This window comes from Sphingobacterium alkalisoli (genome assembly GCF_005049105.1).
GTDB lineage: Bacteria > Bacteroidota > Bacteroidia > Sphingobacteriales > Sphingobacteriaceae > Sphingobacterium > Sphingobacterium alkalisoli.
On the sequence record NZ_SUKA01000001.1, the window covers coordinates 93,582 to 107,203 of the forward strand.

At 39.9% G+C, this 13,622-nt stretch carries 14 protein-coding genes; 3 read left to right on the plus strand and 11 right to left on the minus strand.

What is annotated here, in order from left to right; translation table 11 throughout:
* Positions 1–28 precede the first annotated feature (28 nt).
* Positions 29–1,108, plus strand: a complete 1,080-nt coding sequence (gene gcvT, locus FAZ19_RS00425; RefSeq protein ID WP_136818631.1) for a glycine cleavage system aminomethyltransferase GcvT — start codon at positions 29–31, stop codon at positions 1,106–1,108.
* 31 nt (positions 1,109–1,139) lie between these two features.
* On the opposite strand, the gene FAZ19_RS00430 is transcribed toward gcvT, so the two are convergent.
* The 11 genes from FAZ19_RS00430 to surE form a co-directional block, all read right to left on the minus strand.
* Positions 1,140–1,373, minus strand: a complete 234-nt coding sequence (locus tag FAZ19_RS00430) for a DUF6358 family protein (protein ID WP_136818632.1) — start codon at positions 1,371–1,373, stop codon at positions 1,140–1,142.
* A 248-nt stretch (positions 1,374–1,621) separates the two neighbouring features.
* On the minus strand, positions 1,622–3,037 hold the full coding sequence (locus FAZ19_RS00435; protein WP_136818633.1) for a Glu/Leu/Phe/Val family dehydrogenase: 1,416 nt from the start codon (positions 3,035–3,037) through the stop codon (positions 1,622–1,624).
* Between the two features lie 250 nt (positions 3,038–3,287).
* A complete protein-coding gene (locus FAZ19_RS00440; protein WP_136818634.1) occupies positions 3,288–3,602 on the minus strand; it encodes a rhodanese-like domain-containing protein in 315 nt (104 codons plus the stop codon).
* 119 nt (positions 3,603–3,721) lie between these two features.
* Complete coding sequence (locus tag FAZ19_RS00445) at positions 3,722–4,243, minus strand: GNAT family N-acetyltransferase (RefSeq protein WP_136818635.1); 522 nt, start codon at positions 4,241–4,243, stop codon at positions 3,722–3,724.
* Positions 4,243–4,806: a hypothetical protein gene (locus FAZ19_RS00450; protein ID WP_136818636.1), complete on the minus strand. Its 564-nt coding sequence runs from the start codon at positions 4,804–4,806 to the stop codon at positions 4,243–4,245. The genes FAZ19_RS00445 and FAZ19_RS00450 overlap by 1 nt, the downstream gene beginning before the upstream one ends.
* Before the next feature lies 1 nt (position 4,807).
* Positions 4,808–5,998, minus strand: a complete 1,191-nt coding sequence (locus FAZ19_RS00455) for a M20 metallopeptidase family protein (RefSeq protein ID WP_136818637.1) — start codon at positions 5,996–5,998, stop codon at positions 4,808–4,810.
* A 30-nt stretch (positions 5,999–6,028) separates the two neighbouring features.
* The gene (locus tag FAZ19_RS00460; protein ID WP_136818638.1) at positions 6,029–6,481 is read right to left on the minus strand and encodes an SPOR domain-containing protein; all 453 of its coding nucleotides are present in this window, start codon (positions 6,479–6,481) and stop codon (positions 6,029–6,031) included.
* A 13-nt stretch (positions 6,482–6,494) separates the two neighbouring features.
* Positions 6,495–9,794: a preprotein translocase subunit SecA gene (secA, locus tag FAZ19_RS00465; protein WP_136818639.1), complete on the minus strand. Its 3,300-nt coding sequence runs from the start codon at positions 9,792–9,794 to the stop codon at positions 6,495–6,497.
* A gap of 134 nt (positions 9,795–9,928) precedes the next feature.
* The gene (locus FAZ19_RS00470) at positions 9,929–10,795 is read right to left on the minus strand and encodes a menaquinone biosynthesis family protein (RefSeq protein ID WP_136818640.1); all 867 of its coding nucleotides are present in this window, start codon (positions 10,793–10,795) and stop codon (positions 9,929–9,931) included.
* Positions 10,796–10,799: 4 nt separating this feature from the next.
* Positions 10,800–11,060 carry a hypothetical protein gene (locus FAZ19_RS00475; protein WP_136818641.1) on the minus strand — a complete coding sequence of 87 codons (261 nt, stop codon included), beginning with the start codon at positions 11,058–11,060 and terminating at the stop codon, positions 10,800–10,802.
* A gap of 3 nt (positions 11,061–11,063) precedes the next feature.
* Positions 11,064–11,843: a 5'/3'-nucleotidase SurE gene (gene surE / locus FAZ19_RS00480; RefSeq protein WP_136818642.1), complete on the minus strand. Its 780-nt coding sequence runs from the start codon at positions 11,841–11,843 to the stop codon at positions 11,064–11,066.
* A gap of 114 nt (positions 11,844–11,957) precedes the next feature.
* Here surE and kduI point away from each other — a divergent pair, with 114 nt between their 5' ends.
* Together kduI and FAZ19_RS00490 are read left to right on the plus strand one after the other, a co-directional pair.
* Positions 11,958–12,806 carry a 5-dehydro-4-deoxy-D-glucuronate isomerase gene (kduI, locus tag FAZ19_RS00485; protein ID WP_136818643.1) on the plus strand — a complete coding sequence of 283 codons (849 nt, stop codon included), beginning with the start codon at positions 11,958–11,960 and terminating at the stop codon, positions 12,804–12,806.
* A gap of 18 nt (positions 12,807–12,824) precedes the next feature.
* A complete protein-coding gene (locus tag FAZ19_RS00490) occupies positions 12,825–13,589 on the plus strand; it encodes an SDR family oxidoreductase (protein WP_188876082.1) in 765 nt (254 codons plus the stop codon).
* Positions 13,590–13,622 lie beyond the last annotated feature (33 nt).

Consider the following 13,622-nt stretch of genomic DNA (forward strand, 5'->3'; position numbering starts at 1 on the left):
TTGCTCCCAAAAAAATAACTATAAATAAATGAAAAACACTGCTTTAACAGACCTACATATATCATTAGGTGCTAAAATGGTTCCTTTCGCCGGCTTCAATATGCCCGTGCAATATTCCGGTATTAATGATGAGCACGAGACAGTACGGACGGCCGTTGGCGTTTTCGATGTAAGTCATATGGGCGAATTTATATTAAAAGGAGAAAAAGCGTTGGATCTGATCCAAAAGATCTCTTCAAATGACGCCGCGAAACTCTACGACGGCAAAGTGCAGTATGGGTATATTCCCAATGAAGACGGGGGTATTGTAGACGACTTTTTAACGTACCGTATCGACGACATTACATATTTATTAGTGGTAAATGCTTCTAATATCGAAAAGGACTGGAACTGGATCAGTAAATACAACACCGAAGGTGTCGAGATGAAAAACATATCTGATCAAACTTCATTGTTAGCAATCCAAGGTCCTAAAGCAGCAGATGCATTACAATCGCTAACAGATATCGACCTCGCTCCAATGGAATACTATACCTTTCAAAAAGGAAAATTTGCTGGCGTAGACAATGTAATTGTATCAGCTACCGGATACACAGGCGCTGGAGGTTTCGAAATCTATGTTGCGAATGAAGATGTTAAGAAAGTATGGGAAGCCATATTTAAAGCCGGTGCGGATTATGGTATCAAACCAATAGGATTAGCCGCACGCGATACATTGCGTCTGGAAATGGGATTCTGCCTATATGGTAATGACATAGATGACAACACATCGCCGTTTGCCGCTGGCTTAGGTTGGGTGACAAAATTCACAAAAGACTTTGTAAATTCAGCTGGTCTTAAAGCGGAAAAAGAAAATGGAGTTACCCAGAAATTAGTTGGTTTTGAAATGATCGATAGAGGTATCCCACGTCACGACTATGAAATAACTGATGTTGATGGTGCCATCATCGGGCGTGTAACTTCGGGTACACAGTCTCCTTCATTGAAAAAATCTATTGGTCTCGGCTATGTCAATGCTGCCTTCGCAAAAGAAGGTACCGAAATTTATATCAATATTCGCAATCAAAAGGTGAAAGCGGTAGTCAAAAAACCACCGTTTATAAAATAATTACATCAACAAAAAGGGCTAAAATAAAATTTTAGCCCTTTTTGTTTTTCTCTTGCTTAATCAGAGGCGGCTTTCGTAACTCCGGTTTAACCTGATTTCGAACGTATTTTAAAAGCACCATTTTTAGGTAGATCAGTACCACGCCAATCGCTATAGCCAATCCCAAGATCAGCATATTTCCACTTTTATAAGCGGCAATACCACTCATAATCAGAAAAACAATTCCAAGATTCAGTAATACATTTAAGATAATTTGCTTCTTCATTTTTTTTGCCTCTTTTTATCTTTCTCTATTAAAAATAAAGCCCTACATAGAATAGGTCCTAGGTGTACTGATTTTAAAGCTCACCATTCATATCCCTATCCTTTCACAAAGATACGTGAAGTTTTATAGATGAAGTACCCCGACATACTTTTAATATACAAAACAGTCTCCTAAACAACATACAAATTTAGGAGACTGTTTACGCAATTGATCGGACATAATATCTGCGATGATTTTAAATGTTTTCTCTACGGGAATATACCTAATTCCTCGTAAGAAACACCGACTTTGTTAATCGCACAAATAAATGCCGCAGTACGCATATCCTCGACACCAGGCGTATTGACATAGATTTCCCTTATTTCTTGATAAGAACCCATCATCGTGTCTTCAAGTCCGGAATGAACGAGGTCAATTTCATCAGGGCCCTTAAGGATGATTTTACGTTCTATATCCGAAACTTTCTTATTGGTCATGTTTTCTACAGAATTGATAATCTCGGCATACCTATTTTCACTAAATCGCTTTTCTAAACGACCATACCGCACATGACTCAGATTTTTTAACCATTCAAAGTAAGAAACAGTAACACCACCTGCATTCAGGAACATGTCTGGAATGACCAGTACGCCTTTGGCGAGTAAAATTTCGTCTGCATCTGGAGTCAAGGGACCATTTGCAGCTTCACCTATGATCTTCGCTTGAATACGGGAAGCATTGTCTTTATGAATTACCGATTCTAAAGCTGCTGGAATAAGGATATCGCATGCTTGCTCCAAACCTTCGGAGACATTCTCTATATTTATAGCATTCGGGAAATTCAATAACGAACCGCTCTTTGCACGATGCGCCTGCGCCATATCTACATCTATTCCATTTTCATCGTATATAGCTCCATTATATTCTATCAATCCCACGATAATAGCTCCTGCATACTGAAAATATTTAGCAGCATGATAGCCTACGTTTCCTAGGCCCTGTACGATAATTCTTTTCCCTTTTATACCTGTAGTAAGACCCAGTTTTGCCATATCTTCTTCAAAAGAACAGGCCTCTCGGACACCAAAGAATACACCTAGCCCGGTTGCTTCTACACGCCCCCTAACACCTCCCTGCGAAATGGGTTTACCTGTAACGCAAGCCATGGCATTAACATCGTTGGGATTCAAAGAAGAATACGTATCTACTATCCAACTCATCTCACGACCACTTGTACCGTAATCGGGTGCGGGAACATCAATACCTGGCCCAATAAAATTCTTTTTACATAATTCAGAGGTGTAGCGACGCGTGATTTTCTCTAATTCAAATACAGTATATTTTTTAGAGTCTATTTTTATCCCTCCTTTTCCTCCACCAAAAGGGACATTCACAATGGCACATTTATACGTCATAAGTGCCGCCAGCGCCATCACCTCATCCTGGTTTACTTCCATACTAAAGCGGATCCCTCCTTTACAAGGTAACTTGTGGTGTGAGTGCTGCACACGATAGGCTTCTATTACTTCCACGCCATCACCGATACGCACCGGAAACTTGACACGCAATATAGAATTACACGCCTTGATCTGCTCTAATATACCAGCAGAAAATCGTGTAAATTTGGCCGCCTTATCAAAGCTTTGTCCTACCCCTTTGAAAAAACTGTATTCACCTGTAGACATAAAATGGTTTATTTAATCTGTTTATAATTTTCAATAAAATTACCAAAAAACAAGACATAAATATTTAAAAATCAACGGAAAGTGAATTTTTAATAACTTTTTAGCCGTAGCCCCATATTGTTAAAAAATAATAAGCAAAGATCTGAATTGATTAAAATCTTGCTAGGTTTCTCTTGAAAAATCGACAAAAAAGAAAAAGGGAACAAACTATGTTTTATTCCCTTTTTATACTTATTTAATGCCGATATGACTAATATACATCCAATTCGGGATCAATTTCGTCTCTCCATGCTAAAATACCACCTTTTAGATTAGAAAGGTTTGTATAGCCTTTTTGCTCTAGCAGCATCACTGCCTGAGCACTTCGTTTACCTGAGCGACATTGAATGACAACAGGAATATCTTTAGAAATTTTCTCAGCCTCAATCACAACGCCGGATAGCGGAATATTAAGACCATTTAAATGAGATACTTCATATTCAAAAGGTTCACGAACATCGATTAATTGAAACTCTTCGTTTCTATCCATCATTGACTTTAATTCTTGAACAGTAACTTCTTTCATAGCTTTCTATTTTATTCAAACTTAGATAAAATGCTTTGAATTCACAAACCAAACATAGCGAACTTATGAATGCGGCTAAGATAGGCACAAAATGAAAAATCAAAGCCCAAGCGCATGGATTAAATTGTTCGCTTTCGTGTCAGTAAGGAACAATCTTTTTGCATAACAAAATCATCTAATATATACTTGTAATAAGGTATATCTACCTGCTGCGTAACCAAGAATCCCTGTTTCAAATAAAAATGATAGGCTTTGTTCCCTCTGTTCACATTTAATTCCAGAATGGTTTTACCCCGTTCTATTGCCTCATTCGTAGCGAAATCGATAAGCAATGTACCGCATCCTTTGCCCTGCGTTTCTGGAAGAAGGTATAATTTTTCGATCCGTAGCGGAGAGATCTCATTTTTCTGCTCTAATAGGGCAATAAAACCCATCGCTCCTCCATCTTCATCAAACAGAAGATAAAACTCCTGGCCATCAAGCATGGATTTCTTCAACGCTAAAATACCGTATATATTTTCGAGCATAAAATCTATCTGCTCTTGACTTAATACATCCTTATAGGTGGACGGATAAATCTGATGCGCCAATTGATGAATAGTTAAAACATCTTCAGTAGCAGCCATTCGGATAGTAAACATTAGATTTCCTCTCCTATCCAAACAAATTCAGCTGTATTAAAAGCAAGATGAATAAATCCATCTTGTTCGGTAATAAATATGTTTCTAGCTATCTTTTGGATGCCAAAAAGTGATTTCAATCGGTCCTCCCTAACAAAAATCTTATCTCCCTTTTGTTTCCATTTTTTGTATTCACATTCTACAAAAACATATCTTTTACCAGCAATAAATAACACAATATTTATCTGTTTACAAAATGCAAAAACTATATCAGGAATCTCATTACAAATAATGTTAACGGCTTTATAGTGATTCTCGACTAAATACTGTAATGCATCAGTGATAAACCCTTGCTGAACAGGGATTCTTTTTATCTGTTCCTGCGTATATAAATTGCTTTGATTCGTAAAGACAACATCTACTTTAATATCATCTGCCAGAAAGAAATCGATCGTGTAATCGTTCGTAAAGACGGTAGGACTCCATTCCAACAATTGTCCAATATATTCGGTGTCTAAATCAGTAACCGATTCCACAATCAGCGCCGGTTCCTGATTTTCTTTTACAATGTGATGAGAAGACATATTATGCTCCTAACTGACGAAGTGCTATATAAGACATCAAGCCGATACTCAATTCCAAGGCATTTTCATCAATATCAAATGTCGGCGTATGAACAGCAGAAGTAATTCCTTTTGCCACATTTCCAGTACCCAAACGATAGAAGCAAGCATTAGTTTCCTGCGAATAATACGCAAAATCTTCCGCCGCCGGCCATAAATCCAACTCTACAACATTTTCATCTCCCAGAAATTCTGAAGCAAAGTCTCTGGACTGCTTTGTCAGCTCAGGTTCGTTAATCAAAAAGGGGTATCCTTTTCGCACTTCTATGGTGCAGCTAGCACCCATGCTGTCGGCAATTCCCACAGCCATCTTCGTGATTTTTTCATGTGCTTCGGCACGCCATTGCTCATCGAAAGTCCGGAATGTCCCTTCTAAATAAACTTCATCTGGAATAACATTCGTAGCACCAGTCCCTACTATTTTACCCCATGATAGTACAGTAGGGATACGAGGGTCGGCACTACGACTAACAACCTGCTGAAGGGCGGTAATAATCTGTGCTGTAATCGCAATGGGATCAATATTCTGATGAGGTTGAGCTCCGTGCCCGCCTTTTCCATGTACCGTCATGAAAAGTTCATCACAAGAGGCCATATATTTACCCGCTCGAAACCCAACTTTACCCGCTTCTATAAAAGGCATTACATGTTGGCCGATAATCGCTTGTGGTTCGGGATTTTTCAAAACGCCTTCTTTGATCATGATAGACGCTCCTCCTGGAAGACGCTCCTCACCAGGCTGGAAGATAAGCTTTATCGTACCGCCGAACTTAGACTTAAGACGATATAAAATTTTTGCAACCCCCAATAGGGAAGAGGTGTGCACGTCGTGTCCACAGGCATGCATAACGCCCATATTTTGCGAACCGTATTCCCGTCCTTCTACTTCGGTGATGGGCAAAGCGTCCATATCAGCACGCAACGCAACAACGCGATCGGAGGGTAGTTCACCTTCTATAATGCCCACTACGCCTGTGTTAGCCATCGACTGATAGGGAATCCCTATCTCATCCAGTCTTGCTTTTACATAAGCGGCTGTATTAAACTCCTGAAACGAAAGTTCAGGATTCTGATGTAGGTGACGTCTTATGACAACTGTTTCTGCAAAAAGCTCCTGCGATATTGATTTGATAGTATCCTTTAAATCGGACATGATGTAGACTTTTTTTGCGAGTTAAAGATTTTATTCCCAGATCCAAATATCTTCAACAAAAACGAAGACATTGTTGTATTGTGAACGTAGAACACGCATAAAATTATTCGCCTCCGCTCTACTTTTGAAATCGCCTACTTTAACCCGATAATTGGGTTCGTCGTAATTAATATAGCTATCCACGTCAGCATATTGATTTTTGAAGCGACTCTGAACAGCATAAGCCTCATTGCGACTTGACCCGGAGAAAATCTGTACTCTAAAGCCCTTACGTTTTACCCGAGTTGCTGTTTTTTTATCTATTGGTTTCGTACCTAGACTAATGGTACGCATAACTGTAGGATTGATTTCATGTGCAGATCTATATTCTTGTAACAACATAATCAATGAATCTTTTGCAACTTCTACGGTGCCTTCCTGCGCCTTCGCTACACTAGATAACGCTACAAGCACTACACATAAAATCAACCCTTTTTTCAGCATCACTGTATATTTTTTAACCGTTTTTTCCGTGACAGTTCTTATACTTAAGACCGGAACCACATGGACATTCATCGTTACGCCCCACAGTCTGTTCCTTACGTATCGGTTGTGTGACCTGTGGTGTTCGTGTATCAATATCCTCGTCACTAACCCCCGTTGGCGAATTTAATTGCTCTTTAGTTGCTGTAACCTTAGCCTGCTGTACTGGGATAGGACGGGCCTCTTGGATATCTTGTTGTTGCTGCCCCGGTATCTCTCCTTTGAATAAGAAACTGACAATATCCTTGTTCATGGAAGCAAGCATAGCTTTGAACAAATTGAAAGCCTCCATTTTGTAAATAATGATCGGATCCTTCTGTTCATAAACTGCATTTTGTACAGATTGTTTCAAATCGTCCATTTCACGAAGATGATCCTTCCAAGCTTCATCAATAAGTGCTAATACAATTCCTTTCTCAAAAGATTTGAATACTTCTAATCCGTTAGATTCGATAGCTTTCTTCAAGTTCGTCGCAACTTGTATGCCACGAATTCCATCTGAAAATGGAACGACCACATTTTCTATCATATCACCTCGCTCTGCCATTACATTTGTCAGAACAGGCAATGTCTGTGCCGCTATATTTTCACCCTTGCTTTCGTAATGTGTAATTACTTGCGTAAACAGCCTATCCGTTAACGTAGGGATATTGCTAGACGCATATTCTTCCGCTGAGATAGCAGGATCAATTGCAAATAGACGAATGACTTCAATTTGGAACTCTTCATAAGAGCCCCCTTCTTTCGATTCCGTAACAATATCTTCGGTGACATCGTAAATCGTATTGTTCAGGTCGACATCAAGACGTTCACCGAACAATGCATTTTTACGCTTTTTATAAATTACGGTACGTTGCGAGTTCATCACGTCATCGTACTCCAACAAACGCTTACGAATTCCAAAGTTATTCTCCTCCACTTTACGTTGTGCTCTTTCGATCGATTTCGTCAACATGCTATGCTGCATCACTTCACCTTCTTCGACCCCCATTTTCACCATAATATTAGAGATACGCTCAGATGCAAATAAACGCATCAACGGATCTTCCAATGAAACGAAGAATTGAGAAGATCCAGGATCTCCTTGACGACCAGCACGACCGCGTAACTGACGATCCACACGACGAGACTCGTGACGCTCGGTACCAATGATGGCTAAACCACCGGCATTAATGACTTCTTCAGCCAACTTAATATCCGTACCACGCCCAGCCATGTTCGTAGCAATAGTTACCTGCCCGGGACGCCCTGCTTCAGCTACAATATCCGCCTCTTTTTGATGAAGTTTTGCATTCAATACATTGTGTTTGATCCCTCTCAACTTCAACATACGACTTAATAACTCGGAAATCTCCACCGAAGTAGTACCTACTAGCACTGGTCTACCTTGTTCAGTAAGAAGTTGAATTTCTTGTGCTACTGCATTATACTTCTCTCGCGCTGTACGATAAATAAAATCTTGTCTATCATCACGCTGCGTGGGTCTATTTGTTGGTATTTCTACCACGTCCAATTTATAGATTTCCCAAAGCTCTCCTGCCTCTGTGGAAGCCGTACCTGTCATCCCTGCAAGTTTGTGGTACATACGGAAGTAATTTTGCAGCGTGATCGTAGCGTATGTCTGTGTAGCATCTTCAACTTTTACATTCTCTTTCGCTTCAATAGCTTGGTGCAAGCCATCCGAGTACCTACGACCATCCATGATACGTCCGGTTTGCTCGTCTACAATTTTTACTTTGCCCTCATCTACAATGTACTGATCATCGATTTCGAAAAGCGTATAGGCCTTCAACAATTGATTAATAGAATGTATACGTTCTGCCTTCACAGAATAATCTCTCAGTAGTTCCTCTTTACGGGAAGCTTTCTCTTCTAATGTAATATCAGCTTTTTCAATATCAGCGATTTCCGTACCTACGTCTGGAAGGATGAAAAAACTGGTATCCTCTCCTGAGGCAGTGATCAATTCTATCCCCTTTTCGGTAAGCTCTACTTGGTTATTTTTTTCGTCAATAACAAAGAATAATTCTTTATCCGCTTTGGGCATATGACGATTTTGTTCTTGCATATAGTAGTTTTCTACTTTTTGAAGAACTTGACGATTAGCGCCCTCACTTAAGAATTTGATTAACGCTTTATTTTTCGGAAGACCACGGTAAGCGCGAAATAACGCTAAGCCTCCTTTTTCAACGTCGGTATCACCGGATGCTATCGCTTTCTTAGCCTCATTCAGCACTGTATTGATATATGCCTTTTGCGCATTTACTAATTTTTCGATACGCGGTTTCAACTGATGAAACTCATGTTGATCTCCCATAGGGATTGGACCTGAGATAATCAATGGAGTACGCGCATCATCGATCAATACCGAGTCAACCTCATCAATCATGGCAAAATGCAATTTACGCTGTACCATTGCATCTGGTGTCTGCGTCATATTGTCACGCAAATAATCAAACCCAAACTCATTATTGGTACCATATACGATATCGCATTTGTACGCATTACGGCGTTGAGGCGAGTTCGGTTGGTGCTTGTCAATACAATCCACACTTAACCCATGGAATTCAAACAAGGGACCATTCCACTCCGAGTCACGCTTTGCCAAGTAATCGTTTACGGTTACGATATGTACGCTTTGTCCCGATAAAGCATTTAGATAGGTCGGTAAAGTACCCACTAATGTCTTACCTTCACCAGTAGACATCTCCGCGATCTTACCTTGATGTAAGACAATACCACCGATAAGTTGTACATCGTAATGTACCATGTTCCACGTGACTTCCGTTCCCGCTGCATTCCATGTATTGCTCCAATGCGCCTTATCACCGTGAATAGTTACATTCGGTTTGCGGGCTGCCAAGTCTCTATCAAAATCACTAGCGGTAACCTCAACAATGGTGTTTTCAGTCAACCGGCGTGCAGTATCTTTTACAACGGCAAAAGCCTCAGGAAGAATTTCTAACAGTATTTCCTCTAGCTTCTTATCCCTATCTTTGGTTAGCTTATCGACCTTCTCATAGATCTCTGTTTTCACCGATATATCAGATGTACTCACATCTGCACTTGCTTTCAGTTCTGCTATTTCAGTATCTATATCTTTTAAATATTCTTGGATTCGGTTTTTAAAATCGGTAGTCTTTGCGCGCAGTTCATCATGCGTAAGATCGGTCAGTTTACTGTATTCTTCTTTGATCTTGGAAACTAGTGGTTGAATAACCTTAATATCTCGCTCAGACTTACTACCAAAAAGTTTACTTAAAAATTTTAACATAATATTTTTTTATCTCCGTTGTAGTACTCAAAATTAAATCCAAAAAAATCTTTGAGACAATTTGGCACTAATCGGGCAAATTTACTTATTAAGGATGATAACTTACACTATGACAAGGTTTTTTTTTCTTTTTTTTATGTCAGAAAAATATTCGTGTCAAATTTCGGTATAAGACCCAATTCAAGGGCCTTATCGAATAGTATGTTCACAGCAGATCGGCCGTCCTTTCCCAGATGTATGGAATATTTATTAACGTACAACGCTATGTGTTTATACATTACCGTTTCTTCCATCTCCTGTGCATGCGAACGGATGTATTCCAATCCTGATTTGGGATTTGCGAAAGCGTATTCAACACTTTCTCTGATAAGCTGATTGACCAATAATTTAATTTCTGCTGGAAGATCACGCTTGATAACGATACCGCCCAACGGAATGGGTTGCTGTGTCTTTTTTTCCCAGAAATCGCCGAGATCTACCACTTTAAAAAGGCCTTTATCTTGATACGTAAATCTATTTTCGTGAATAATCAGGCCCAAATCAATCTCATTGTCCAACAAAGCCTGTTCGATATCCGAAAAAACCAGCTCTTGCTTACTTTGCAAAGTTGGAAAAGCCAATCCGAGTAAAAAATTGGCTGTCGTATATCTGCCCGGAATACCAACCCGCAAATCCTGCAATGCTGCCGGTAGATCCTTTTCTGGGTATTGTTTCAGCTTAGTGGCCAAATTTTCACCTTTTGTAATCAATAACGGCCCTACGCCGAAACCTAAAGCACTACCTGCGTCGAGTAATTCGTATTTATCCACCGCATATGCAAAAGCATGATAGCTTAGTTTGGTAATATCTAGCTCATTATTAAATGCTTTATCATTAAGCGTCTCGACATCATAGTACTCCACCCGAAATGTCAGCCCTTTCGTATCAATTTTATGATGTATCAGTGCATCGAAGATAAATGTATCGTTTGGACAAGGCGAAAAGCCCAACGTTAGTTCCATATTCCTAAATTTTCAATTTTGTTCCAAAAACAAGCAACAATGCACCGATAAAGGTTATCAAAACTACACCCCGTCCGGTAGTTTCATATCCTCTTTTAAACAAGATACGCGTCATTATTAAATTAACCGCGGCGGCTACGACATATAAAAAAATGGGCTTATCTGAAGATAGCACGATTTCAAGATCAGTATAAACAGTAAGCAAAAAAGCTATTAAAGGGGCAATAGCGCCAATTAACAGACCTTGAATTAACGAGTTTCTCATATTTTATTTTACATCAAAATTCCAGGAATTTAACTCCGTAATGGTATGGTGGGCTGTCATGTCAAATTGTGTAGGAACAATCGAAACATAACCATTGCTTAGCGCAAAAGCATCGGTATCCTCTCCTCGATCTAACAAGTGAAATTTACCAGTCATCCAAAAATACTCTCTGTTATACGGGTCCAGGCGCTCGTCAAACTCCTCAAACCACTTGGCTGTCGCCTGTCGACATATTTTTATACCTTTTAACTCCTTACTGATATGCGGAAAATTGACATTCAACAAAGTTGCTTTTTGTAAACCATTGTCCAACACTTGTTGCGCTATAGCCCGTACATAAGGTCGACAATGCGAAAAATCGGCATGATGGGAAAAGTCATCTAACGAAAACCCTATCGACGGAATATCCTCTATCGCTCCCTCTACGGCAGCTGACATCGTCCCCGAATACAGCACGTTAATGGAATAATTCAACCCATGGTTAATACCCGATACACATAAATCAGGCTTTTTCCCTTTAAAAATTTTGTTTACCGCTAATTTGACACAGTCTACTGGTGTACCGGAGCATTTATACATTTCCACGCCTTCATACAAGTCAATTTTATCCAAACGGAGCGGCTTTCCGATCGTGATAGCATGCCCCATTCCCGATTGTGGACTATCCGGAGCAACCACCACCACTTCTCCTAATTTTTGCATTTCTTCTATAAGTACTTTGATACCTGGCGCAGTAATGCCGTCATCATTTACCACCAAAATAGTTGCTTTTTTCTTTACCATACTGCGAAGTTAGAAAGAAAAATCGACTAAATTCAGCTAGCCGCATCCCAATTAAATTGCATATCAGCTTAATTTTATCTAAGTTTAGGGTTTATTTTAAAATTCAACTAGACTATGAGTAACATTACCTTTGAGAGCCGATACGCCATTGGACCGAACGAAGCTAAATCTTTAGACACGAAAGGTCTTCGTGAAAATTTTTTAATCGATAAACTTTTCTTCGAAGATAAAGTTCACTTTGTTTATACCCATTATGACCGCTATATGGCAGGAGGAGCGCTTCCGGTTAATGGAAAATTAAAACTCGATACAATTGAACCGTTGCTAAAAGAACCCTATTTTTTGGCGCGTCGGGAACTAGGTATTATCAATGTCGGCGGAGATGGAAAAGTAGAAGTCGATGGGGAAACTTTCGAGGTGAATTACAAGGAGGCATTATACATCGGAAAAGGCGCTAAAGAAGTTTATTTTGTCAGCAACGATGCAAGCAAACCGGCAAAGTTTTATTTAAATTCCACGCCAGCTCATCACACCTATCCAACAAAACGCGTAACCAAAGCTGAAGCAAATAAAATTGAACTAGGTGCTTTGGAAACGGCCAATCACCGCACAATTAACCAGATGTTGCTGCATACTGTTATTCAAACGTGTCAATTACAAATGGGAATGACGGAATTAAAACCGGGTTCTGTTTGGAACACCATGCCAGCTCATACACATGATCGTCGTATGGAAGTGTATTTCTATTTTGACGTACCTGAAGGACAGTCTGTTTCCCATTTTATGGGACCCATCGATGAGACCCGACACATTTGGATGCAAAATGAACAAGCCGTTATTTCTCCACCCTGGTCGATCCACTCTGGTGCCGGAACAAGCAATTATACCTTTATTTGGGGCATGGCCGGAGAGAACATGGACTACGACGATATGGACAAAGCCGCAATAACTGATCTAAAATAAATAACGAACTATATGTCAATATTAAATTCTTTCGATTTAACCGGAAAAGTTGCGCTCGTTTCGGGGTGTAAAAGAGGTATCGGTAAAGCATTGGCGGAAGCGCTTGCAGAGGCTGGAGCAGATATTATCGGTGTATCAGCAACTTTAGAATTGGAAAACTCCAAAGTCGAACAATCGATCAAGGCAATCGGTCGAAATTTCTATGCGTACCAATGCGATTTTTCAAAACGCAAAGAGCTTTATAAATTTATTGAAAAAGTAAAAAAAGAACACCCTCAAATAGATATTCTCTTCAACAATGCAGGAAATATTTTACGTAAGCCTGCTGCGGAGCATCCTGATGAATATTGGGATGAAATCATAGAAATTAATCAAAACGCTCAATTTATCTTGACCCGAGAAATCGGTAGAGATATGATTGCACGCGGTTCTGGTAAAATTGTATTTACCGCCTCTTTATTAACTTTCCAGGGTGGAATCAATGTGCCGGGATATGCTGCTTCAAAAGGGGCTATCGGTTCTTTGGTAAAAGCATTTGCCAACGAATGGGCTTCCAAAGGCGTTAATGTAAACGCAATCGCTCCAGGTTACATCGCTACCGATAATACGGAAGCATTGCGCGAAGATGCCGAACGTTCGGCTTCTATATTAGGACGCATTCCTGCCGCACGATGGGGAGAACCGGAAGATTTCAAAGGACCCGCTGTATTCTTGGCTTCAAAAGCTTCTGACTATGTACACGGCACCATTCTTACTGTAGACGGGGGTTGGATGGGTCGATAACATTGAAGCTATTCTAACGAGAAATGCCATTGT